Source organism: Stenotrophomonas forensis (assembly GCF_028752115.1).
In the GTDB taxonomy this organism is placed as follows: Bacteria; Pseudomonadota; Gammaproteobacteria; order Xanthomonadales; family Xanthomonadaceae; genus Stenotrophomonas; species Stenotrophomonas forensis.
In genome coordinates, this window is sequence record NZ_CP082270.1 from 2,479,563 (window position 1) to 2,502,357 (window position 22,795).

Below are 22,795 nucleotides of genomic sequence, written 5' to 3' on the forward strand. Positions count from 1 at the left end.
CATGAGCGCGACTCGACACATCCCCTTGCTTATCCTCGGTTCCGGCCCGGCCGGTTGGACCGCCGCCGTCTACGCCGCCCGCGCCAACCTCAAGCCGGTCGTCATCACCGGCCTGCAGCAGGGTGGCCAACTGATGACCACCACCGAGGTGGACAACTGGCCGGGGGACGCCCACGCCCTGATGGGCCCGGACCTGATGGCGCGCATGCAGGCCCACGCCGAGCGCTTCGAGACCGAGGTCATCTTCGACCACATCCACACCGCCGACGTGTCGCAGCGCCCGTTCAAGCTGATCGGCGACAGCCACGAGTACACCTGCGATGCGCTGATCATCGCCACCGGCGCCACCGCCAAGTACCTGGGCATCCCGACCGAAGAAGAATTCAAGGGCCGCGGCGTGTCCGCCTGTGCTACCTGTGACGGCTTCTTCTACCGCGACCAGGACGTGGTCGTGGTCGGTGGCGGCAACACCGCCGTGGAAGAGGCCCTGTACCTGTCCAACATCGCCCGCAAGGTCTACCTGGTCCACCGCCGCGACACGCTGAAGGCGGAGAAGATCATGCAGGACAAGCTGTTCAAGAAGGTGGCCGAAGGCAAGATCGAGACCGTCTGGCACCACCAGGTGGAAGAAGTGCTGGGCAACGACGCCGGCGTGACCGGTGTGCGCGTGAAGTCCACCCTGGACGGCAGCACCCGCGACATCGATGCCCACGGCTTCTTCGTGGCCATCGGCCACCACCCGAACACCACCCTGTTCGACGGCCAGCTGGCGATGAACAACGGCTACCTGGAGATCCGCTCGGGTCTGGGCGGCAATGCCACCCAGACCTCGGTGGAAGGCGTGTTCGCCGCCGGCGACGTGGCCGACCAGCACTACCGCCAGGCGATCACCTCGGCCGGCTTCGGCTGCATGGCCGCACTGGATGCCGAGCGGTACCTAGATGCATTTATGGGCTTCGCTCAGCTGCAGCAAGCTGCATAGCCTTGGCATGGGAAAGCATGGATGGATAGCGTTGATGTTGTGGTAATTGGGGGTGGCCAATCCGGGCTGTCAGCAGGCTACTTTCTGCGACGCAGCGGATTGTCTTACATCATTCTAGATGGGGAGACATCGCCAGGAGGGGCGTGGCAGCATGCTTGGCAATCGCTCAGCCTGTTCTCACCGGCAAGCTGGAGCTCTATTGCTGGCTGGCCGATGCCGACGAGTCAGGCGCTCTACCCCACACGAGCCGAGATACTCGATTACCTGGCACGATATGAGCAAAAGTACGCGCTGCACATTGCTCGTCCGGTACAGGTGCAGGGGGTCCGTCACTCAGACGGTCGGCTAGTGGTGGATGCGGCCGATGGCAGGCGGTGGCGATCGCTTGCGGTGATCAGCGCCTCAGGTACTTGGCGCTGCCCCTACATTCCGCCGTACGAGGGGTTAGGTGTATTTGGGGGCATCCAGCTGCACTCAGCTCAGTACTCCAGCCCTGCCCCTTTATCCGGCCTGCGTGTCGCCATCATTGGTGGGGGTAACTCCGGCGCGCAGATCTTGGCGGAGGTATCCAGAGTGGCCGAGACCACCTGGATCACAGAGAGACCGCCAGTCTTCCTGCCGGACGATGTCGATGGACGCGTACTGTTCGAGCGTGCCACTGAGAGATGGAGAGCTCGGCAGGAGGGACGCAGCCCCGAGCTGCCCGGGGGCTTTGGAGATATCGTCATGGTGCCGTCGGTTCGGGACGCCCGCGAACGCGGAGTGCTGAACTCGATTCCTCCGCCCATACGCTTCACGACAACTGGTATGGAATGGGCTGACGGCAGCCACCGCATTTTTGATGCGGTGATCTGGTGCACCGGTTTTGGTCCTGCCCTATCGCACTTAGAAGGCCTGGGCGTCATCAATGGGCAGGGGCGTGTGGATCTGGACGAGAGCGAGCTTCGGTCTATCGTTGTGCCCTCTGTCTGGCTATTGGGCTACGGAGACTGGAACGGGTCGGCGTCCGCAACGCTGATTGGAGTGACGCGATATGCGCGTGAGGTGGTGAAGCAAGTCCAAGCCTATGTGGCGGATGATCCATCGCGCCCCGCAGGCTGACGCACCAATTCGGCACCGCCCAAATCGCGTACGTGAGATTGCAGTGTCATCCGATCCAGTGCTTCAGGTTTGAGTGCCAGCAGCAGCGCTATGCGGTGCTGAAGCTGATGAAGTGCCACAAGAAATGCCTTGTGCACCTGCTCGTCGCTGCCGGTGATGGCAGATGGATCAGGAATGCCCCAGTGCGCCGTAATCGGCTGGCCAGGCCAAACCGGGCATGTCTCTCCAGCTGCGCGATCACAGACCGTAATGATCAGGTCCATGTGCTTTGCGGTAGTACCCGCGAAGACCTCCCACGGCTTGCTGGAGAGCCCGTGAGTTTCGAGGCCGACCTCTTGAAGTACCTGCAGAGCCATTGGGTGCACCTGGCCCTTGGGGTGGCTTCCGGCGCTGTGTGCATGAAGCCGGGCGCGGCCGAGATGATTGGCGAGCACTTCGGCAAGAATGCTTCGCGCCGAGTTGCCCGAGCAAAGAAAAAGGATGTTCAGCTTACGCATATGATCTATACCATAGATCTAGAAATATCGAATTATTTGCCCCTATTGTTTCAATTCAATGACGCCGATTGCTGAGATTGGCGTTGGCAATCGGTCAAGGGAGGACTCTCCTCCATTTGGCAGTGGCGGTACCCCTCCCCTGCCCGACTTCAGTAGCTCATGGACCCCGATAGGGAGTTGGGGCAGACGAGATGAAGGGCGTCAAGGCCTGTGCCATCTTCCAACTTCCTGTCAGGTTAGAGCTCAGCAGCAGCAAGAAGCTCAGAAGGCCGGAGGCCTAGCCCATTGGCAAGCCGGATCAGAGTGCCAAGGGTGATGTTCTTCTCGCCGCGTTCTATCGCGCTGTAGTAGGCGCGATGCATCGATATCGCGTCCGCGAATCGCTCTTGGCTCCAGCCGGTCGCCAGTCGGCTGGTTCGAATGGCGGAGCCAAGTCGGAGGGCGAAGTTCTCTTCCTGCATGGCGCACAGGATTGGGCCTCGGCTACTTCTATAGCTACCACCTCAAAGGTAGACTACTTATAGGTATCATCAGGCGAAGCCATGGCGCTGCTTCTAATTGATCCCGATTACGACCTCCTGCTAGATCTAGCCGCCTCGCCTGGCCTGCTTGAGGCCATACAGGAGCAATGGGAGCGTCTCGCCCACGATCCCGAGCGGCAGGAATTTGCTGTTCGAATCTCGAGGCGTCTCTTACCAGTCCTATCGGATTGTCTCGACTGGGACCTGAAGCCTCCGACTTCTGCCCAGGTGAGCTATGCCGTATCGATTGCACGGAGGCTGAACATTGAAATACCTGCGAAGGTGCTTCAACGACGCAGCGACATGGGAGCCTTTCTTGATGCCAACACAGACCTCATCATCGGGGCAAAGCGTATTCGCCCGCGACTGAAGTCACCGAAGTCCGCGTGATGCTCAGAGGGGCGAAATAAGGCGGCCCCGCTACGGGCCCGATCAAGGGGTGTGGGAAATGCTAACGCTGATTAGACATGCAGAAAGCTCGGCAAATGCCGGCCTGGTAACGCACGATCCTGCATCAATTCCCTTGACATCTGCGGGCGAGGCGCAGGCCAGGCAGCTGGCGGAGTCCGCGCTCCCGTCCCCAGTGATAGCTGTCTGGAGCTCCCCCTACCTGCGATCACTTCAGACGGCATCTCCCACTGCAGAGCGGTTTGGTCTCGTTGTCCAGCAGCAGCCCTTACAGGAGTTCACCTATCTATGCCCTGGCAAGTGTGCGGGAACAACCCCTGCTGAGCGAAAGCAGTGGGTGGATGAGTACTGGCGGCGCGGAGATCCGGACTACGTGGATGGGCCCGGTGCCGAATCGTTCTCCATGCTGGTCGAGCGAGCGTATAGCGCGCTTAGCTTGTTTGATTCGGGAACTGACGAAGCACATGTTATTGCCTTCAGTCATGGGCAGTTCCTTCAGATGATCTTCTGGCTGGGCCGATTCAGCGGGACGCCCGCATCAAGAGCCGGGATGCGAGCCTATCGCGATCTGGATATGCGTAGACCAATCCGTCACTGCGAGGGAATTCGGATCCCTCGATCCAGCGTCCGGTCGGGAAGAGGTGTCGAGCGATGGCCTGAGCTTGAAACGCAAGTTAGGTAACGCCCCTCAGCTGTTTGGCTTCTCCTGTGCAAGGGTTCCATCTGGAGCACTAAACGCAGACGTGAAAGTTGCAGATGCCGACTTCATGCCCCCCCCCCGATCCTATCGAGCTACAACGTCAGTATGAAAGATCAAGGTAAGCGAAACTCAGGGAAGCCAAATGGCGACGATAGAATTTCGTCCTACGATGCGTGGCTGAATGAGAAGGTGGCGGCAAGTCTTGCAGGGACTCGCCCGAGCATTCCACATTCGGAAGTTGAGCGTCGCATGGAAGAGCGCATTAGTCGCCTTCATGAGGCGGGAAAGCGGAGCTCTGCCAAGGGCTATGTAGGCCATCGTGGACGCAAATAGCCAAGCCGCTTCTGCTGCACGCCCAGAACTCAATCAAGAACCTCTATTGCTAGCTACGCGCGGACACAACGGGGGTCATGATTCTAGTCGGTGACCGTCGTCAGGCCTCGCCTGCTTATCGCGGTGGCGAGTAATCCGAGTCTCATGCTCCATTCGCAACGTGACTCTTCGTACCCAATGCAGTGGCGTCACCGCTTGGCTGCTGCACGCCACGTGGGCCACGCCTCGCCAATCACGCCCACAGCGGATTTCAGGAACAGGAGCGCGATCACCGCGCCTGCGGCGATGTCCGGCCAGCCGCTTCCGGTTACCGCAACGCCACCGGCGGCCACCAGTACACCAATGTTGGCGGCGACATCATTGCGGGAACACTCGAAGGTGCTTTTCATGTTGATGTTGAGTGCGCGAAACCGCCACAGCAATGCCAGGCAAATCAGATTGGCCACCAGCGCGATGGCACCAAACCGCAGCATCAAGCCGCTCGAAGGTGGCACGCCGTGGACCAGCTTACTGGCCACCTCCACCACGATGAAGAAGAAGAAAGCCAGGATCAGCAGCCCCTTGGCGAGGGCTGCGCAGGCCTCCCAGCGTGCACCCCGGCTCACCGCCCACAAGCTCAGGCCGTACACGATCGCGTCGCCCAGCATGTCCACTGCATCGGCCTGCAAGGCGCTTGAGTGCGCCACGATGCCCGCGCCGAACTCGATGAAGAACATCGCCAGGTTGATGAGCAGTACCGCCACCAGTACGCGCCGCTGCGCGGTATGGAGGGCCAACGCTTCCAGTTCCTGGCGCTTGTGCCCGCAGCAACGGTCCATGGGGGTCTCCCGCCGGGTTGGCCCGGGCTTGAAAAAAGGTGAGGCAGCCGTTATCAACCCTGTAGCCGCTACAAGGTCAAGCCTATGTCCGTCCATCTCACCATCGGCCAGTTGGCCCGCCAGACCGGCACCAAGGCCGAGACCATCCGCTATTACGAAAAGATCGGCTTGCTGCAGCCACCGCTGCGGTCTGAGGGCAACTACCGCTACTACGGCAGCCAGGACCAGAGGCGTCTTTCGTTCGTGCGCCGCGCCCGGGAACTGGGGTTTCCCATCGAACAGATTCGCGAGTTGATTGCCTTGGGTGAACAGCGCGAACACGAGTGCAGTTCGGTGGACGCGGTGGTGAGGGCGCATATCGCGGACATCACGCGCCGGATCCATGACCTGCAGGCGCTGCAGGGCGAGCTGGAGCGGATGATCGGCAATTGCCCGGGCGGCCGCGTGGCCGATTGCAGGGTGCTGGAAGCCCTTCAGCCGCAGTCTCCCGCTTGACCTTGTAGCCGCATCAAGGTTTACAACGCCGGGCTACTTCGCCACCGCGTGGCCTTGCTGCCCTGACGACACATGACCTTATTACCTCATCCGCTGGCCCTGGCGCTGAGCGCCGCCCTGCTGTCCGCCCTTGCCCCGGCGAATGCGCGTGAACCGCCCGCCGCGCACGACGACCACCACGACGAGGCCGTGGAGCTGGATGCGGTGGTGGTGCAGTCAACCCGGTCAGGCCGTCGCGTTTCCGACGAACCGATCCGGGTTGACGTCGTGTCGCAGGAAGAGATCGAAGAGAAGCTGCTGATGTCGCCGGGCAACGTCTCCATGCTTGTGGCCGAGACGGCGGGCGTGCGGGTGCAGAACACCTCGCCGGGCATGGGCGCATCCAACATCCGCATCCAGGGCCTGCGCGGCCGGTATACCCAACTGCTGGCCGATGGTCTGCCGCTGTACGGCGGCCAGTCATCGTCCATCGGCCTGCTGCAGATTCCCCCGACCGACCTTGGCAGTGTCGAGATCATCAAGGGTAGCGCGTCGGCGTTGTACGGTCCGGCAGCGTTGGGCGGCGTGGTGAACCTGATATCGCGCCGGCCCAAGGAAACCGCCGAGGCCGAAATGCTGCTCAATGCCACCAACCGTGGCGGGCAGGACGTAACCGGCTACGCAGCCGGGCCGCTGGCCGAGCACTGGGGCCTTTCTGTGGTGGGTGGCTACCATCGGCAGGACCGGCAGGACCTGGACGGAGACGGCTGGGCCGACATCCCGGGCTACGAGCGTGCCACGGTCCGGCCGCGGCTGTTCTGGGAATCGGAAAACGGAGCGCGCGCACTGCTGACGGCAGGCGCTATGCGCGAGAGTCGGCTGGGCGGAACACTGCCCGGTCAATGGGCGCACGACGGGCAGCCCTTCGCTCTCACGCAGCGCACGGAGCGCGTTGATGCCGGCGCGGTGGTCGATGTTCCAGTGCGCGAGAGCGACCGCCTGCAGCTGCGCGCATCGGCCATGTCCACCGATCACGACCACGGGTATGGCCCTGAGCAGGACAACGACACCCATCAGACCGGATTTGCGGAAATCAGCTATGCGTCCGGCGTAGGCGCCACCAGCTGGCTGGCGGGCATTGCCGCGCAGCAGGACCGGTTCCGTTCCGCCAGATACCCGCAGTTTGATTACCGCTACACCGTGCCCGCCCTGTTCGTGCAGGCCGAGCAGGCGCTGCGCGATGACCTCACGCTTTCCGGCAGTGCGCGCTGGGATGACCACAGCGCCTATGGCGGGCACTTCAGTCCCCGCGTGTCACTGTTGTTCCGCCCTGACGAGTGGACCCTGCGCGCGTCGATCGGCAGAGGCTTCTACGCTCCCACGCCCTTCGTCGAGCAGATCGAAGCCGCTGGCCTGTCACGCCTGGAGCCGCTCACCGGCCTTCGCGCGGAAATCGCTACAACCGGGTCCATCGATGCAGGCTATGTGCATGGCCCCTGGGAGATGAATCTCAGCGTGTTCGCATCTGACATCGACCATGCGGTACGCCTGGTGGAATCTGCGACCGCCCCAGGTGAACGTGTGCAACTGGCCAATGTGGAGGGCGTCACCCGCACACGGGGTAGTGAACTGCTGCTGCGCTATCGCTGGCAAGACATCACGGTGACCGGCAGTTATGTCTACACCGATGCGCGCGAACCTGGTGAGGAAGGCGCCGGCCGCCGTCTGGTTTCACTCACACCCCGGCATAGCGCAGGCCTGGTTGCCATGTGGGAGCAGCATGACCGTGGCCGCATAGGCCTCGAGGCGTACTACACCGGCATCCAAGCGCTGGATGACAATCCCTGGCGCCGACGCAGCCGACCGTATCTGGAAGTCGGTGCGCTGGGAGAGATCGTGCTGGGAAGAGTCAGCCTGTTCCTCAACCTGGAAAACATCCTCAACGTCCGCCAGAGCGGCTACAACCCGATGTTGCGGCCTCGCCGCGCCGACGATGGCCAGTGGACCGTGGATGCGTGGGCGCCGCTGGAAGGATTTGTGGTGAACGGCGGCGTCAGGATGAAGTTCTAGGGCGCGGCTCAGCGTGAGCGGTACGTCGGCGAGTGTCGTGGAAAATCTATCAATTGGCTGGCACCGCCGCACTCGCGGTGAGCGGAGTGCTCAGCATGCTCCTTCTGAAGCTTCCCAAAATCACTCAAATCCTGCTTTATCGTGTTGGAGAGCTAAGAGTAGCGCTGCGGGGCTCGCCGCATGGCGAGCCCCGTTCCATTGCCTGCAGAGCAAGAGCTAACGATCAGTTCAATTTGCTAACCGCGGATGCGACGATCGCCCTGACTTCCTCAGCATCGTAGGGTTCGCTCGTGGTAATTAGCTTCTTGCGGGCCACGTCCACAATGATGACGTCTGCATTGAGCTCCTTGGCGTCAGCAATGAACTGCGCCAAGTGTAGCTGGGCTTGGGCCTGCTCCTCTTTGAGGGGGGCGTCCACCACGTGCAGATAGAGAAAGGCCAGCTTTCCATCCTGATGTGTGGCGATCACATCTTGGCCGGTAGACAGCAAGACACCATCGACAGTGGCCGAGCACCTGGGCGGACTCTGCCGGGGGGTGAAGTCCAGATCGTCGTTTGCAGCGACGATATCTGCGACATTTCGGACAAGGCCTTCTGCCTTCTCCTTCAGTACGCCTGGGAACTTCGCCACCCGTGCACACGCGTCGTTGGCGCTCATGCCGGAACATACGTCTTTGGCAGCTAGCTTGATACAGTTGGTGTACCAGAGTGGGAAGGACATCCCTTCCGAATTATTGCTGCGCCGGTACTTCCGGTCCTGCTCAGCTAGCTCTTCTACTGTCGCTACCGCTAAGCGACTGGCTTTTCGTACGGTCAATCGATCAATCAATGGTCTAACTCCTTGTCGGCTACGCAGGAGATAGATCCAGAAGGCCTGGCCATAGCACCATTCAGCTCTTCTATTTGGCCGAATTGCTGCTATAATCGTTCGATTCGCTATTTGATGCTCAGGATTTCTGGGCTCGCTTCCTGCTTCTTTGGGAAGAAGCCGCCCCTTGAGGGGTGGCTTTTTTAGAGAGGAATATTCACATGAACGTAAAACCCCTCTCATTACAGTAGAGCACATCCAACCGCCATCTGCAACCCATTAATAAATCGTTATAAGCGCTAGTTAAGGTTTCGTTTAGTGACGGCGGTCTCAAAACGTGAGATTTGCGCCCAGCTCCACCTGCTGCAGCGCCCCCTCTTTACGTGAAGGCCCAGGCATGGGCCCCAGCTGGCTTGAGCTTCGACAGTCCAGTGCATTTTTCAGGGTGTGAATAGATATGCCCTTCGCCGCGAGATGCAGAGTTCAGGTCGCCAGCGAGGATGGTGCGACACGGGAAGGGCTGGCTAGGACCAGGGTTGAACTAGCGCCCCCCCCTCTCGGATGAGTCGGTCGCCCTGCGGCCCGCACAGTTTGCAGTGGCGCCACTTGGTCAAGCGGTTTCTTGCGCGCGGCAGTGGAATCATGCGCTGGCCAAGCTAGGCGCAGCTGGCTCTTGCGAGATCCACAAAGAAGGTTGCCAAAGAAGGGGGTGCCACCCAGTGGCGCCCGCAGGTCTGCGGCCAGGATGTTGCGCTGAGCGCTAAGTGCTGTTGCGCGACTTAGTAGATCCGACGCAACAGGCCGCGCTGATTCTCGAGCGCAACGCACCTCAACGAGTTTGGATGGGAAGCGCTAGTAGTCTCAAGGTGTTTAAAGCGCAACGCATTCTAAATATACCAAGATTGCGAAATTCTGTCAGGTGCTTCGATCAGCACTGGTCCTCCTTCTGTCAGTTTTCTTGGTTCTTGTCCCTTTGCTTAGGATCGTGCCCCTTGTTGATTCTATTGGGAATTTTGAGGTGCTCAGGGACATGATCCTAAGTAAGCAAGTAGGTGTCGGCCCAGACGAGAATTGATGCGGCCAGGATGCGTGGGAAAGCTGCAGAAGATTGATGCAGCTCTTCGAGAACCCCTGGGCGGTTACGCTCACGTCGACTTCGGGCTCTGCCGCCGTGCCCGCGACGCTGGGGCCGCCTCCTTCGGTGCGTTCCGCTTACATCAATGGTTTCGGGTCCAACCCGCCCCGAAAGCGATACCCGCCATCCTGCCGAGACCTGCAAGTTCTAGTTACAGCCCAGCAAAAGCCTCCACGGCTGGATGGCCTCTGAACAAGCTGCCCAGGGCGCACATACCTTGCGACAATGGCCCCATGCACCCTCTCTTCGATATTCAGACCAACCACATCCAAGCCTTGGACGACGGCCAAGCCAGAGAGCTGCTGGCCCGCCTGTGTCGTTCTCAGCTCCAGCGCGCCGGCCTGGATCCAGCTGCCGTGTTTTGGGGTGGTAATCAGCGAGCGGGTGATGGGGGGGTCGATGTCCGGGTTGATTGCCCGCCGGCTCGCGAGGTGGGCGGCCCTCTGGGCCTCGGTGTTGCCATCGTCCAGGTTAAGGCCGAGCCATTTGGACCTGCGAGGGTTGAATCCGAGATGGCTCCCAAAGGGATCATCAGGCCCTCGATCGTTTCATTAGCAGCCGACGGCGGCGCCTATCTCATTGCTTCCACCCGAGACGATCCCGCCGACCCTAGACGGCGCGCCCGGGTAGCCGCCATGGAAGAGGTGGTTGGAAAACACGGGTTGACTGGGATGATCAAAGTCGACTTTCTTGGCGCACGAGAGATAGCCAATTGGGTAGAGAACTTCCCGTCTCTAGCCGTTTGGGTGCGTAAGGCCGTCGGTAGGTCAATCCAAGGGTGGTCAGCTTACGGCCCTTGGGCCTACAAGGAGACGGATCAGGATGCCGAGTTCGTAGTTGGAAGCGAGCCGCGTGTCTTTTCCTCAACTTCAACCGACGGGATGACCGATCTTCAAGCCATTGAGGCGATACGGCGCGATTTGGCGGCAAGTGGAACAGTTCGCCTAGTTGGTCTGTCTGGCGTTGGAAAGACGCGGCTAGCGCAAGCCCTTTTTGACACCCGCGTCAAAACCAGCGCTCCCGCTCTATCCCCAGATTGGGCAATCTACACCGACATCTCGAACAGACCGGACCCATCGCCTGAAGCCATGATCGACGCGCTAGCGAGTTCCAATGCGCAAACTGTGCTGATTGTCGATAACTGCGGTCAGAAGACGCATGCCGCGCTCGTTGAACGTAAGGCTAAAAGTGGCAACCAACTTGGCCTTCTGACGATCGAATATGACATCCAAGACGACTTGCCTGAAGAAACCACCCTCTACCGTCTTGAGGGTGCTTCTGAAGAGACGATGTCAACACTCTTACAGGCCCGATATATACACCTTTCGTACAATGACATCCGTAAGGTCATCGACGCCAGTGACGGCAACTCTCGTCTTGCCTTCGCCCTGGCTTCCACCTCCAAGCGCACCGACGATCTTTCTTCGCTGAAAGACACCGAACTATTTCGGCGTTTATTCGAGCAAACCCAGGGCGCTGGGGATGAACTGCTGCGCTGTGCCAAGGCAGCAAGCCTGCTCTATTCGTTTGACGGCGAAGACCTATCTCCCACCTCCGAGATCGCGATTTTGGCGGGCTTCGCGGGCACCACGCCCGCAGACTTCCGACGGAACATGATCGATCTTCGTCGACGCGGCCTTCTTCAGGAGCGTGGCAAGTGGCGTGCCTTATTGCCCCATGCAGTCTCCAACCGCCTCGCGGCGCTTGCTCTAGAGGAGCTTTCACAGCCTGTCTTGATGGATCAGCTGTTCACTCTAGCTACAGACCGGGTAAGAGCATCCTTCGCACATCGGGTGAGCTTTCTTCACAACTCCACGAGCGCCGTAAAGCTGGTATCCGACCTCTTGGCAACTGGAGGCCACTTCTCTGACCTTGGCAGCATTTCCGACAAAGACCTCTTAATTTTCCTGCGCTTTGCCGCTGTGTCCCCATCGCTTGCACTTGATGCGATTGGAGACTTCGCTACGAAGCGCGATCTCGGCATCCGAAATGAGTATGACGTAGAAAAGCTTGCTCAGCTTGCAAGCTCTATTGCCTACGATCCCAGTCTGTTTGACCGGTGCGTGCGGGTCCTACTTGACCTCACTCCCCTACTTTCGAAAGATCATCGGACTGGAGCGCAGAAGCATCAACAGCTAGCCCCACTCTTTCAGTTGTATTACTCCGGCACCCTGACACTAACCGCGCAGCGCGCCCCGCATGTGAGGCGCCTTCTAGCAGCCCGCGATTCCGATGAAGTGAAGATCGGGCTCACGCTGCTGGGTGAATCCCTCAAAGTTCGCAATTTCCGTCCCGCATCTCACTTTCACTTTGGAGCACGCACACGCTCATACGGATGGTGGCCAGAAAGTTCGGACGAACAGCGGACGTGGTATTCAGTTTTCATTGAAATCGCTGAGGAATATGCCTTCCGCGATGACGATGTGGGGCGAGAAGTTCGAAATATCCTGGGAAAGGCGGTATTCGGCTTAGTCAAGGATGAAGTGCTCTTTGATCGAGTTACGAAGCTTGCTCCTCGCCTGATTGCATGCGATGACTGGTTGCCCGCCATCAAGAGCCTCAATGATCTCCTTAGACATAAAGATCTCAAGAATGAAACACGTGAGAGAGCGATGGCATTCAAGCAACTGATTGGCCCCAAAGATCTTCGCGCCAAGATTCATGCCGTCATCTCTATGCGCGACGCTTGGAAAGATGAGGGATATGAGGAAGATGAGGAAGACTATCTCGGCGCCGATGATCGGGCAACCGTCAAGAGCGAGCGCTTAGGCCAACAGTTGGCGTCAGACGAAGTTCTGTTGCGGGGAATGCTTCCAATGTTGCTTGATAAGGACGCCATGCCTTACACCGTTTCGGTTGGCCGAGGGGTTGCACTGGCAACGACAGACCCATCCTCCCTGATGAGCCAAATTAAGGATGTCATCCTTGCAAGCGGCGATATCACTCGGCTCAATCCGGCCTTTGTCTTTGGACTGATATCAGGGTGGAATGAGCGCGACACTGAAATGACTAGCAAGTTGCTGGAAACTTTAGTGAATGATGCCGCTCTAGGCTCCTGGCTGCCGACACTCCAGTTCGCCACTCCACTGACAAAGGAAGGCGCGCAGCGAATCCGGCAGGCTTTGGCGCTGGGACTTGCTCCCCTGTGGAGATACCGAGAGCTCGGGTACGGTTCACGTCTCGCATCGGTTTCGGTCGCAGACATCCGAGATATTCTGAACGACCTCGCTTCGAAAGGCCCCGACGGCATGCATGCTGCACTAGATGTGCTCCACATGGTCGTATTCAGTGCCGAAGAGCGAACGCCAGCCGAGCAAGAAGAGCTTGGCCACTACTGCCGGAATTTTCTAACTCGAGAAGAATGGCCTAATCTGGATCATGAAGGGGAGCGTCTGGACTATGAAGTTGAACAGCTAATCAAGTTCGGCACGAAGCACTCTAGGTCATTCAATGAAGTGCAGGGAGTTCTGCTGCAAGCGGTCAGGGCACGCACCCTCCACCCTCGCTATACGCCTAGCACAACAGGAAATTTCGTATCTCCCATCCTGCGCAGATACGCTCCTGAGGTGCTGAACTACCTCCTTAACGTAGACGAGACTCAACAACGTCACGTGTTGAATGACTTGGCCATGGAGGAGTCTTCGGTAGATTCAAACGGGAGGATGACCTCTCCGATTTCGGAGGACGCGCTTGTTCAATGGTGCGCCGCTGACCCATCACATCGAGTCTTGTTGGCTGCGCGGCTCTGCCAGCTCCATGGAAAGAACGGCAACGGCCCGCAAGTTACGCAAAGCCTATATGAGCTTGCGCCTGATAAGAGCGCGTTCATGGCTGAACTTACTCAGCGCAGCTTGACTTCCGGTAGCTCTGACTGGCTGCTGCCCATCTTGCGCCAACTGACTACTGTCCTCGCGTCCTTCCCTACCCAGCCTGGAACGCCCGATCGTCAGACTCAAGAGAACGAAGTCAGGCGAATTAATTCACGGATTGATAGTTGGGAGAAGATGCTTGCCGAGAATAGCCGCGGACGTGATGAAGCCTTTGAGTAGCGTTGATGGCCTCCCGTATCCCTGACGCCAATCCATCAAATTCACCGATAACGGCACGCTAGCCAAATTGTGGTCCGCTGGCGGGTCGCAAGCCGCCTCCCCTACCCCCGATGAATCTTCCTAATCCCCTGCCGCGCATTCCTCATGCCCGGCATCCGCTTTCGGCCAGAAGCGGACGTTCCATTCTCCAGATTCCTAGGTGTCGCGCACAAAGTGACTGCGCTCCGCCACCAAGCTCACATGTGGCGCACCAATTGCTAGCTAGCGAGCAAAGTAACTAAACAGGAACAGCCTGATCAAGCGCGCTTAAATCGTATGCACCTCGGCCCTGCAGCCGGATCTCAAATGCACTTCCCGACCATGGCCGCAAGGCATTCGGATTCCAGAGGTGGCTCGCGTTGACGTTCAAAAGACCTAGATTGGTATCAGCAGGTCCTTAGCCCCGTGGCCGATCGATACTCCTTGAAGATGCCCGCAAAGATCTCGCCTGTTTTATTTGAAAGCAACTTGGTGTCAAGGGAAACGCCGAGAGCCGGAAAGCTCAGGTCTTGATTGGCGTTCTGCATGCCCATCTCAGACGCTAGGGTTTCGCTCGCGGGCACAGTGCGGTCTAGTAGGGCCTGTCCTGGTCCGGTCGCCGGGTCGGCCAGGAAGTAGTCGAGGGCCGACAACTCTGCGTACGCGCCGTCCCAGCCGGCGTCCACAATTCGATTCACGGCCGCTAGGATTTCTGCGCGCAGACTAGCATCTGCTTCAACAGCATTGTTAAGTCGGTGCAATCGCGCCTCGAAGTTGTTCTTGAAGTCGGTGAACTCGGATGGATGCGCCAGCGCACCGGTAATATCGTTGGACTGCGCAGCGAATGTATCGAAGGTGGCTGACCCACTTCCGAAGATGCGATCTACCAACGATGCGAGAACGGATCTGTTTGTCACTTCCTCTCCCTAGCGTACTCAGCGTCTGTTGCAATCGAGTTCGACAATGCTTCATGAGCGGCGACGCAGCTTTAAGCGTTCTTCGACCATAGGCAGCGCTAGCTATGGCACGTCGACGTGGTTCTCGTGAACGACGGATGTGGCTGGATCGCCTTTGATTGCCGAGCTCGCCTGCTCTTGAAGCGAGAGTGGGACCCCGCCCGCCACGCACTCCATTGTCACAACTTGGCCTGCCCAATCACCCTCGTCCGCGGCGTAGAGAGGTACGACACGTGCGCGCACACCATCAATGAATCGCTTCATCTGCGGTGGAGATGCAAAGTAGCCCGGAGCTCGCTCTTCAGCCTCGACGGCATTTGAGTAGAGCCGGGTCCTGAAGCGCTTTGAGGAAGCCGGATCGCCCGGCTGATAGGCGATGTCCTCTAGTTCACCGTTTAAAAAGCGGCCAAGAATGTATTCGTCGATGACAGGCACTGTCAGCGCGGCAATGCCCACATGAGTGCTGGTGCTCACTATGACCAAGGGTTCAACCTTGAAGCCTTCACTTAAGGCCATTCCGAACCGACGAGCATCCCCAATGAACTCTATGGGGTTGTCCTCAACCGCTTTAGCCTTGCGCAATACCTGCTCGGCAGCGCCAAGCACAGTCTTGCGGTGCATAGCGAGGCCCTTAGCATCGGTGGGCTCAAGGATGCACTTGGCCTCGGCAACGAACACCGTGTTGCCGATGGAGAAGATTAGATCGATCTGCTCGTCGCGGCTGCGGGCGGGTCTGAATGTATAGTCACCAGTGATGCAAGCGGCCACAGGTGACAGCAGCTTCGAGCTTTGAATGGCATCTATGACAAGCTCTTGGATGTAGGTTTCGAACGCAGGCCCTCGCCTGGCTAAGTCCACGCCGGCCTGTCGCATCCACACATCAACCAGCCGACGCAGATTAGGCGATGCGACCGCTGCGAAGACGGGCACAACGGTCTCTGGCCCAACTGGCACGAGTGGCTGCGCCCAGATCTCCTGTTCGGCCATGCCACGAAACGTGAAAAATTCCACGATTCTCCGGGCTTCCGCCCTATTGATCCCCGCCGCGACCGCCAAAGCATCCTCCAGAGCCCCAACCTGCAGCGTGGGAGCATACTCGGGCATCCAGGCATGGACACGATCATCCCCAGCATTCTGGGTATGCTTCTCGCTGATGGGTTTAGCCAGCATGTGCGCGGCACGCGAAATGAAGGTCCAGGCGTCCATGAGCGTGGACAGAGTCAATCCGTGGAGAGACTCGAGACGCTCCTCCAGCAACTCTCCGTAGTACGGCTCGGCAGCATGGGTGCGCAGAATGCTGAGTTGCTCTAGCATGCCGGTCGAGACTCCTTGTTTTGCAACCTTGATCACTTGGCGTTTGCCACGACGTTCGACACTGCGGACATCACGAAGTTTCAGCCGCATTCCTTGAGCGAGCGCATCGCGTTGGAACTGCGTCGCCTGTATGTTGAAGCCCATCGAGAGCGAAGCTCGGCGCGCCAAACCTATCCGATAGCCACGGAGTACATCGAGTTCTTGCGGCAGGAAAACCTTGACTGGTCCCGTGACGATCATCCTGTAGCCGTTCCAAAGGCACTCTCCCCACAAGTCCACAGCGAAGCGGTACAGGACGCCCAGATTCAGTTCGCGGATAACTTCGACCCACTCGATCTGATTCATTCGAGGATTGCCGGCCAGATTGGGTTTGGCTTGCAGAACAACCCTAATCGGTAGCTCTATCCCATCGACAATGCTTTCCACAACCTCGTTGGGCAGCCAGGCGCCCCCCCCCACGCAAGCTGAGCTTAACCGAAGCCATTTCCTCCATGTCGTAGACTTCCTGCGATACGGCATCTCTCTCAGCCTTGAATTTCTCAATCGCAAGACCGGTCTTGTCGCCTGTTACGAAGAAATCGTAGTTTGCGAGTGCCAGAAAGGCGCGCAGTTTGGTCGTCGCGGAGATCTTGTCAGACGAAGAAAGCTTCAGGACGCTACGTATCGCTCCTAGCTTTTCGTATAGCACCAGCCCGGCGGCATGCATGTCTTGATCTTCGGCATCAGGTGTCGGCAGGTCCCCGAATGCACGGTTCCATCTGTCGGGGGTGAAAGCGCGCCTCAACGGCCCGGCGATAGCATCACTGCGGACCCGCTTCGTAAACTCTCCCATCTTCGTCCCCCTATCCCTGGCGTCAGTCTCTCCAACTTACAGAAAGCCCGACACTGCACGCAATGTCCGATTGGGGCCCATGGCGTCCTTCGGCCAGAAGCGGCCTCCCATCCTGCCGTTGATAACAGACCCTTATCGCGAATAATTCGCCTTAGCAGGCGGAGCTGCCTTTCTCCCAATTTCCAACCTCCCCACATCGTCCACAGGCACAAGAACCGCGAGCCTCTGTGCCGGATCCCACAGCACGTAGCTATCACCCAGCCGGCCAACCAGGCTCACGCCGCCTTGCGTCTTGCCATCAACCGTCACACTCACGGTGTAACTGCTTCCGCCGGTGGTGATCGCCCTGGCGCGGTCAGATCCAATCCAGATTGAAGAAATCGAGACATAGACAAGCATTATCAGTGCATAGATCAGCCATGGTGAGTCCTTTACCGCAGCAGGCAGTACCGGTGACAGGCGTACGGCTACGGCACATACGCCCACCAATGCTCCGCCTATCAGAAGCGGCCATCCATTCGACCACCAGATAATTGTTCCCAATCCTGCCAGGCACAGCACCATGATCAGCCACATCACGGGGCTGGGGACCGTTGTGTTGGCCGTCACCCTCCCCTCAATCCAGCCACCAAGCAATGCTGTAACAAGCATGAAGAACAACACCGCGCCGATGCCCGCAAGGCCTGCCAGCGCAAGCTCGCTTACCGCAACAAACTGAAAGGGATCAAGGCCGAAGTGCCCCCAATACGCCTTAAGGTAGAGGGCCCCTTGAACCAAGCCGAACGTAACCAGCGCCGAACCCCAGCCTGCGACGTCGGCCATCGTCAGCTTCTTCTGCGTACGATCCATGTTTCCCCTTCCTTCAATGCAGCCCCGCCACATAGTGACATGTGGCGCCGGATGCAGCAGGACTCAATCCAATTAACGTGACGCGTCACGGTCGCGCGGCGGCCACTGACACGGCCAGAGGCATCTTCATACAAAGCATGGGCTTGTCGCATCCGCCCTGTCCTTGGCGCCACCAGCCGAGCGGCAACAGAAAGCAGACCCGTGTCACGCATGCCGGCGATAGCCTTGCAGCCCAAGGCTTCAGTCGCGTTGCGCCATATACAACGATTCTGAAAATGTTGAATGTGGTGACGGGATCGGCCTTACTGCATTGGCATCGCGCACAACTGGGCGTATTCCTCTCCGTGCCACCGAGTACCGGTGGTCGGGCTTCGAAACCCCGGTTCTACGCTGAAGTAAACGCTTGCCAGCCGGCATCACCCGTCAGGTGGTGCCGGCTGGCAATCCGTCGGCCGGCTATGGCGGGCGGTGCGTGGAGGCCTCGTGCCTGCCGGTTTAGCGTAGACCGGGTTTCGAACCTCGCACCGTCCGCCACCTTTATCGGTGGCGGCTTCCGCCTGCCCGCAAGGAGCCCTGCCATGACCAAGCGCTACTCCCCTGCCCCGCAACCGATCCAGGAAGAGCCCGCGAACGGCCCCGCACTGGACCGGAACACCCTCATTGCCCTGCTGCACAGCATCGGCTCGGGTGCCACATCCGATGGCCAGCCCTGGCCAGAGCGCCATCTGATGCCGGGCCGACGCATTGCCCTGGCCGACACCGACTGCTCGCTGGCGGGCCTTCGGGTGGTGATGGAGATCCTGCTGGCCGCGCAGCGCGCCCGCGAGAACGGCGAGCTGGAGCAGGATGTCGGCCCGCGGATTATGGAGGGGCTGATCATGGCCGGGCTGGGACTCACCGCGCACGCCAGTACGCGAGTGCGCCCGGAGGGTTGAGTGGCCTGGTGCAGTTGGGTGGCCGCGGCCCTGTGCGTTGGGGGCGTGATTGCGGCACAGGCGCGGTGGTTTGAGCCCCCCGTCCCCTCGCCTATCGCGTTCCAGCGCATCTCCAACGATCGATTCTCACAGCTTCGCCGGCAAGCGATCCGGTTCGTGGAGGTTCGGCCAGGGCACGGCTTTCAGTTCGTGGAGCGGCATGAAGGCGCCACTTTCCAGGTTCACTGCAAAGGCGTTCCGGTATTGTGGCTGGAGAAGCGGCGGCAGCATGTGCTGCTGCAGGTCTCACTGGATGCGAATCAGCGGGCGCCCGCCGTTCTGTCGTTGCGTGCGGTGCTTCAATGGCAGTTGCAACCCGTGGACTATCTGGAGCAGGTGCTGGCGGGCGTGCCGGAGCCTGTTCTGATGGATCGGGCGTTGCTGATGCTCGCGGGCGATGTGCCTGATGGTGTGCGATGTGGAATGCCGTAGTCGAGCATGGCTCGACTCTACAGTGGCACTGGCTGCCGACGCGCGGCAGCTTTCAGAAATAGAACCCGATATTGAGGTTCAGCCGTGAATGCCAGCGCGAAGGTCCGCCGTTGTTGATGCCGATGCCATCGCCGCCGGCAAACCACATGTTGCGGCCGGCAATCCAGTCGACATAGGTGAGCATCACGCCCTTCTGCAGGCTGCAGCCGGTGACGTTCTGCCAGGAGTCGCGCACCCCGCTGCTGTGCCCCACCGGGCGCGTCATGCTGAGATTGTTGTAGCAGGTCACATCGTCCAGCCGGCCGCGCGGGCCAAAGGAATAGGCAACGTTGGCACTGGGCACATCGGCCTCGGCCGCGATTTCAAACGGGGCCTGGAACGCCGACAGTGCGATGCGTTCGCCGGGCACGCTGTAGCGGTAGCGCGCCCATTGCAGCTGGGTGGTCCAGCCGTCGCGCTTCCACTGCGCATGCACGGCCGCGGCCTGATGGTCGTGATGACGTCGGCTGCGGGTGTTCTGCACCTTGCCCGCGAAGGCCGATGCGCCGACCAGCAGCTCCCCGCCGGCCCAGTCGCGCGATTGCTCGACGCGCACATTGAACCGCTGCCGTTCGCGATACGGCAACGCATCGGTCTGTGCCACATCGAAGGAATAGCGGTCGTAGCGGGCCCCGGTTCCGTACTCGTCACCCGAGAACCAGCCGAGGTGCCAGGTGGTATTGCCGGCCTGGTGGATCAGCACCACGCCCGGGTCGTAGTCGTCCTCGATGCCCAGGTAGTACCCGGACCCGAACCAGAAACTCTGCGAGACCGTGGGCAGCAGCCCAAAGGGCACCTGCTGGATACCGGCCTTCAGCTGCGTGGCGTCGGTGAACTGCCAGCCCGCATAGGCGTGATGGATGGCATCGAAGCCGTCGTACCAGCGGTACTGCGCGGAGAAGGAGAAAGGTCCGCTGCCGGCATCGATGTCGGCGCGAAGCAGCTCCAGCTGCAGGCGGCTGGTGGGCCCGTAATCGAGCCAGCCATAGTTGAATCGAACGGCGCCACCGAGATCGAAATGAGGCGCTGTGTTGCGGTCTTCGCTGGCCGCGCGCGCATCAAGCGAGGGGGCGGCCAGTGCTGCTGCGATGATGATGGGAACTGCCTTCACGGTCGCGTCCTGCCTCCTGTTCTGCGAGTGAAAGCACTCGATTCCAGCCTCGGCGCGCGTCATGCCTCAACGTGAGGCATGACGTGCTGTGGCGTGCAGGTTACGCAATGGAGGGTGAAGCGAACGTCGGCCAGCCGCGCTCACATGCCCAGGTCAGACAGCCCCGGGTGATCATCCGGGCGACGCCCCAGCGGCCAATGGAACTTGCGCTCGCTCTCCTTGATGGGCATGTCGTTGATGCTCGAGAACCGATGCTCCATCAATCCATCCGCTCCGAATTCCCAGTTCTCGTTTCCATAGGAACGGAACCAGTTGCCGGAGTCGTCGTGCCACTCATAGGCGTAGCGCACGGCGATACGGTTGCCGCTGAAGGCCCACAGTTCCTTGATCAAGCGGTAGTCCAGTTCCTTCTTCCATTTGCGGGCCAGGAACTGCCGCGCTTCCTCGCGGCCGTGGGTGAACTCGGCGCGGTTGCGCCAGCGGGTGTCGAGCGAATAGGCCAGCGCGACCTTGTCGGCATCGCGGGAGTTCCAGCCATCCTCGGCAAGACGAACCTTCTCGATGGCCGATGCAAGGGTGAACGGCGGCAGCGGCGGGCGGGGTGCTTCAGTGGACACGGTGGGGCCTCCAATCAAGTGGATGAACGGGGTGCTTCGACAGGTTTTGATGGCTCAGGCGTCAGCGCCTGGCCTGCTCCAACAACACTTCTGCAACATCCCTGGCAGTGTCTGCGGCGTTGTAGTCGCCCATCACGCGCGAGACGGTGATGGCGCCTTCCATGAGAACCAGCAGCTGGCGCGCCAGCGCGTCCGGCTGCTGGATATCCAGTTGCGTGGTGAGTTCCAGCGTGTAATCCAGCAGCTTCTGCTTGTGGCTTTTTGCGATGTGGCGAATCGGATCGTCGGGGTCGCCCACTTCGCCCGCGGTATTGATGAAGGCGCAGCCGCGATAGCCCTCGGACTCGAACCAGCCCTTGAGCACAGTGAACATGCCGAGGATGCGCGCTTCGGGGCTGTCGGCCTTGTCGCACTCCTGCTGGAACCAGTCCAGCCAGCGCACGTCGCGCGCGTTCAATGCCGCAGCGGCCACCTGGTCCTTGTTTTCAAAGTGCCGGTAGATGCTTTTCCTTGCCACGCCGGAGGTCTTCACCAGCAGGTCCATGCCGGTGGCGTGGATTCCGTTCTGGTAGATCAGTGCCTCGGCGGTGGCGAGGATCTTCTGCGCGGTGTCGGTGCCGGTCTTGTGCATGGCTGCAAGGTAGAACGAACGTTCTACCTTGTCAACGCGCGATTGGCGGCGTTTCGGGTGCACACATCCATGCAAGACGATCTATCAAGAAATCCGGACATTGCATCACCCAGGCGCCTGATTCAGGGCGCAAAGTACGCCTCACCACCCACCCATGAGAGTTCCCGCATGAACACTTTCGCCCGCACCCTGGCCGTTGCCACCCTCGCCCTCTCGGTCCAGGCCGGCCTGTCCGCGCAGGCCGCCGAACCGGCCAAGCCGGCGCCGATCTCCAGCGTCGCGCGTACCGCCAGCTACATCACCACCGCCGATGGCGTGCAGCTCTACTACAAGGACTGGGGCCCGAAGGACGGCCCGGTCGTCACCTTCAGCCACGGCTGGCCGCTGAACTCGGACAGCTGGGAATCGCAGATGATCTTCCTGGCCAACCACGGCTACCGCGTCATTGCGCATGACCGTCGTGGCCACGGCCGCTCCAGCCAGCCGTGGGACGGCAACGACATGGATCACTACGCCGATGACCTGGCCACGGTGATCAACACGCTCGACCTGCATGACGTGACGTTGGTGGGCTTCTCTACCGGCGGCGGCGAAGTGGCCCGCTACATCGGCCGCCATGGCACCGGCCGGGTGAAGAAGGCGGTGCTGATCAGCTCGGTGCCGCCGTTCATGCTGAAGACCGCCGACAACCCCAATGGCCTGCCGATTGAAGTGTTCGACGGCATCCGCAAGGCGCAGATGGACAACCGCGCGCAGCTGTACAAGGACATCCCGTCGGGCCCGTTCTACGGCTTCAACCGCCCGGGCGCGAAGGTGTCTCAGGGCTTGATCGATGCGTGGTGGGCGCAGGGCATGCAGGGCGGCCACAAGAACACCTACGATTCGATCGCTGCGTTCTCGGCAACCGATTTCCGCGCCGACCTGAAGAAGTTCGATGTGCCGACGCTGGTCATCCATGGCGACGACGACCAGATCGTGCCGATCGACATCTCCGGCCGCCAGTCGGCAAAGCTGATCAGGAACGCCCGGCTGATCGTGTACCCGGGCGCGCCGCATGGCCTGACCGACACGCACAAGGATCGCGTCAACCAGGACCTGCTGACGTTCCTGCAGGAAAAGTAAGCCT

22 protein-coding genes are annotated in these 22,795 nt (G+C 60.0%); 11 read left to right on the top strand and 11 right to left on the bottom strand.

What is annotated here, in order from left to right; genetic code table 11:
- Nucleotide 1 precedes the first annotated feature (1 nt).
- Together trxB and K5L94_RS11695 are read left to right on the top strand one after the other, a co-directional pair.
- Nucleotides 2-982, top strand: a complete 981-nt coding sequence (trxB, locus tag K5L94_RS11690) for a thioredoxin-disulfide reductase (RefSeq protein WP_274510472.1) — start codon at nt 2-4, stop codon at nt 980-982.
- A gap of 21 nt (nt 983-1,003) precedes the next feature.
- The gene (locus K5L94_RS11695; protein WP_274510473.1) at nt 1,004-2,083 is read left to right on the top strand and encodes an ArsO family NAD(P)H-dependent flavin-containing monooxygenase; all 1,080 of its coding nucleotides are present in this window, start codon (nt 1,004-1,006) and stop codon (nt 2,081-2,083) included.
- On the opposite strand, the gene K5L94_RS11700 is transcribed toward K5L94_RS11695, so the two are convergent.
- On the bottom strand, nt 2,047-2,580 hold the full coding sequence (locus K5L94_RS11700; protein ID WP_274510474.1) for an arsenate reductase ArsC: 534 nt from the start codon (nt 2,578-2,580) through the stop codon (nt 2,047-2,049). The two genes, K5L94_RS11695 and K5L94_RS11700, sit on opposite strands and share 37 nt — an antisense overlap.
- A 236-nt stretch (nt 2,581-2,816) precedes the next feature.
- Complete coding sequence (locus tag K5L94_RS11705; protein WP_049422337.1) at nt 2,817-3,041, bottom strand: helix-turn-helix domain-containing protein; 225 nt, start codon at nt 3,039-3,041, stop codon at nt 2,817-2,819.
- Between the two features lie 81 nt (nt 3,042-3,122).
- On the opposite strand from K5L94_RS11705, the gene K5L94_RS11710 reads away from it, so the two are divergent.
- From K5L94_RS11710 to K5L94_RS21990, 3 genes are all read left to right on the top strand, one after another.
- Entirely contained in the window at nt 3,123-3,491 is a 369-nt protein-coding gene (locus tag K5L94_RS11710; RefSeq protein WP_274510475.1) for a hypothetical protein, read from the top strand.
- Nucleotides 3,492-3,549: 58 nt separating this feature from the next.
- The gene (locus tag K5L94_RS21985) at nt 3,550-4,191 is read left to right on the top strand and encodes a histidine phosphatase family protein (protein ID WP_425507567.1); all 642 of its coding nucleotides are present in this window, start codon (nt 3,550-3,552) and stop codon (nt 4,189-4,191) included.
- Between the two features lie 123 nt (nt 4,192-4,314).
- Nucleotides 4,315-4,542 (top strand): antitoxin PaaA2 family protein, encoded by a 228-nt coding sequence (locus K5L94_RS21990; protein ID WP_425507568.1) that lies wholly within the window; start codon nt 4,315-4,317, stop codon nt 4,540-4,542.
- Nucleotides 4,543-4,730: 188 nt separating this feature from the next.
- Here the strand turns inward: K5L94_RS21990 and K5L94_RS11715 are convergent, their stop codons facing one another.
- Nucleotides 4,731-5,360, bottom strand: a complete 630-nt coding sequence (locus K5L94_RS11715) for a cation efflux transmembrane domain-containing protein (protein WP_274510476.1) — start codon at nt 5,358-5,360, stop codon at nt 4,731-4,733.
- 84 nt (nt 5,361-5,444) lie between these two features.
- Here K5L94_RS11715 and K5L94_RS11720 point away from each other — a divergent pair, with 84 nt between their 5' ends.
- Both K5L94_RS11720 and K5L94_RS11725 read left to right on the top strand, forming a co-directional pair.
- A complete protein-coding gene (locus K5L94_RS11720) occupies nt 5,445-5,855 on the top strand; it encodes a MerR family transcriptional regulator (RefSeq protein WP_274510477.1) in 411 nt (136 codons plus the stop codon).
- 189 nt (nt 5,856-6,044) lie between these two features.
- Nucleotides 6,045-7,904, top strand: coding sequence for a TonB-dependent receptor plug domain-containing protein (locus K5L94_RS11725; protein WP_274510478.1), 1,860 nt, complete (start codon nt 6,045-6,047; stop codon nt 7,902-7,904).
- A gap of 223 nt (nt 7,905-8,127) precedes the next feature.
- On the opposite strand, the gene K5L94_RS11730 is transcribed toward K5L94_RS11725, so the two are convergent.
- Nucleotides 8,128-8,562 (bottom strand): hypothetical protein, encoded by a 435-nt coding sequence (locus K5L94_RS11730; RefSeq protein WP_274510479.1) that lies wholly within the window; start codon nt 8,560-8,562, stop codon nt 8,128-8,130.
- 1,518 nt (nt 8,563-10,080) lie between these two features.
- Here K5L94_RS11730 and K5L94_RS11735 point away from each other — a divergent pair.
- Nucleotides 10,081-13,896, top strand: coding sequence for a hypothetical protein (locus tag K5L94_RS11735; protein ID WP_274510480.1), 3,816 nt, complete (start codon nt 10,081-10,083; stop codon nt 13,894-13,896).
- Between the two features lie 425 nt (nt 13,897-14,321).
- On the opposite strand, the gene K5L94_RS11740 is transcribed toward K5L94_RS11735, so the two are convergent.
- The 4 genes from K5L94_RS11740 to K5L94_RS11755 form a co-directional block, all read right to left on the bottom strand.
- On the bottom strand, nt 14,322-14,831 hold the full coding sequence (locus tag K5L94_RS11740) for a hypothetical protein (protein ID WP_274510481.1): 510 nt from the start codon (nt 14,829-14,831) through the stop codon (nt 14,322-14,324).
- Between the two features lie 102 nt (nt 14,832-14,933).
- Entirely contained in the window at nt 14,934-16,529 is a 1,596-nt protein-coding gene (locus K5L94_RS11745) for a hypothetical protein (protein ID WP_274510482.1), read from the bottom strand.
- A gap of 43 nt (nt 16,530-16,572) precedes the next feature.
- Complete coding sequence (locus K5L94_RS11750) at nt 16,573-17,016, bottom strand: hypothetical protein (protein ID WP_274510483.1); 444 nt, start codon at nt 17,014-17,016, stop codon at nt 16,573-16,575.
- 132 nt (nt 17,017-17,148) lie between these two features.
- Nucleotides 17,149-17,865 (bottom strand): hypothetical protein, encoded by a 717-nt coding sequence (locus K5L94_RS11755; protein ID WP_274510484.1) that lies wholly within the window; start codon nt 17,863-17,865, stop codon nt 17,149-17,151.
- 578 nt (nt 17,866-18,443) lie between these two features.
- On the opposite strand from K5L94_RS11755, the gene K5L94_RS11760 reads away from it, so the two are divergent.
- Nucleotides 18,444-18,800, top strand: a complete 357-nt coding sequence (locus K5L94_RS11760; protein WP_274510485.1) for a hypothetical protein — start codon at nt 18,444-18,446, stop codon at nt 18,798-18,800.
- An 18-nt stretch (nt 18,801-18,818) separates the two neighbouring features.
- Nucleotides 18,819-19,271, top strand: coding sequence for a hypothetical protein (locus K5L94_RS11765; RefSeq protein WP_274510486.1), 453 nt, complete (start codon nt 18,819-18,821; stop codon nt 19,269-19,271).
- A 52-nt stretch (nt 19,272-19,323) separates the two neighbouring features.
- On the opposite strand, the gene K5L94_RS11770 is transcribed toward K5L94_RS11765, so the two are convergent.
- From K5L94_RS11770 to K5L94_RS11780, 3 genes are all read right to left on the bottom strand, one after another.
- Nucleotides 19,324-20,421, bottom strand: a complete 1,098-nt coding sequence (locus tag K5L94_RS11770; protein WP_274510487.1) for a hypothetical protein — start codon at nt 20,419-20,421, stop codon at nt 19,324-19,326.
- 140 nt (nt 20,422-20,561) lie between these two features.
- Nucleotides 20,562-21,038 (bottom strand): nuclear transport factor 2 family protein, encoded by a 477-nt coding sequence (locus K5L94_RS11775; RefSeq protein ID WP_274510488.1) that lies wholly within the window; start codon nt 21,036-21,038, stop codon nt 20,562-20,564.
- Nucleotides 21,039-21,099: 61 nt separating this feature from the next.
- A complete protein-coding gene (locus K5L94_RS11780) occupies nt 21,100-21,669 on the bottom strand; it encodes a TetR/AcrR family transcriptional regulator (protein WP_274510489.1) in 570 nt (189 codons plus the stop codon).
- 168 nt (nt 21,670-21,837) lie between these two features.
- On the opposite strand from K5L94_RS11780, the gene K5L94_RS11785 reads away from it, so the two are divergent.
- Nucleotides 21,838-22,791, top strand: coding sequence for an alpha/beta fold hydrolase (locus tag K5L94_RS11785; RefSeq protein ID WP_274510490.1), 954 nt, complete (start codon nt 21,838-21,840; stop codon nt 22,789-22,791).
- Nucleotides 22,792-22,795 lie beyond the last annotated feature (4 nt).

Coding starts and splice junctions, on each gene's coding strand:
- K5L94_RS11730 (WP_274510479.1), bottom strand. CDS start 8,562: ATGAGCGCCAACGACGCGTGTGCACGGGTGGCGAAGTTCCCAGGCGTA.
- K5L94_RS11735 (WP_274510480.1), top strand. CDS start 10,081: ATGCACCCTCTCTTCGATATTCAGACCAACCACATCCAAGCCTTGGAC.
- K5L94_RS21990 (WP_425507568.1), top strand. CDS start 4,315: ATGAAAGATCAAGGTAAGCGAAACTCAGGGAAGCCAAATGGCGACGAT.
- K5L94_RS11780 (WP_274510489.1), bottom strand. CDS start 21,669: ATGCACAAGACCGGCACCGACACCGCGCAGAAGATCCTCGCCACCGCC.
- K5L94_RS11695 (WP_274510473.1), top strand. CDS start 1,004: ATGGATAGCGTTGATGTTGTGGTAATTGGGGGTGGCCAATCCGGGCTG.
- K5L94_RS11785 (WP_274510490.1), top strand. CDS start 21,838: ATGAACACTTTCGCCCGCACCCTGGCCGTTGCCACCCTCGCCCTCTCG.
- K5L94_RS11745 (WP_274510482.1), bottom strand. CDS start 16,529: ATGAATCAGATCGAGTGGGTCGAAGTTATCCGCGAACTGAATCTGGGC.
- K5L94_RS11715 (WP_274510476.1), bottom strand. CDS start 5,360: ATGGACCGTTGCTGCGGGCACAAGCGCCAGGAACTGGAAGCGTTGGCC.
- K5L94_RS11700 (WP_274510474.1), bottom strand. CDS start 2,580: ATGCGTAAGCTGAACATCCTTTTTCTTTGCTCGGGCAACTCGGCGCGA.
- K5L94_RS11705 (WP_049422337.1), bottom strand. CDS start 3,041: ATGCAGGAAGAGAACTTCGCCCTCCGACTTGGCTCCGCCATTCGAACC.
- K5L94_RS11720 (WP_274510477.1), top strand. CDS start 5,445: ATGTCCGTCCATCTCACCATCGGCCAGTTGGCCCGCCAGACCGGCACC.
- K5L94_RS21985 (WP_425507567.1), top strand. CDS start 3,550: ATGCTAACGCTGATTAGACATGCAGAAAGCTCGGCAAATGCCGGCCTG.
- K5L94_RS11755 (WP_274510484.1), bottom strand. CDS start 17,865: ATGGATCGTACGCAGAAGAAGCTGACGATGGCCGACGTCGCAGGCTGG.
- K5L94_RS11710 (WP_274510475.1), top strand. CDS start 3,123: ATGGCGCTGCTTCTAATTGATCCCGATTACGACCTCCTGCTAGATCTA.
- K5L94_RS11750 (WP_274510483.1), bottom strand. CDS start 17,016: ATGGGAGAGTTTACGAAGCGGGTCCGCAGTGATGCTATCGCCGGGCCG.
- K5L94_RS11760 (WP_274510485.1), top strand. CDS start 18,444: ATGACCAAGCGCTACTCCCCTGCCCCGCAACCGATCCAGGAAGAGCCC.
- trxB (WP_274510472.1), top strand. CDS start 2: ATGAGCGCGACTCGACACATCCCCTTGCTTATCCTCGGTTCCGGCCCG.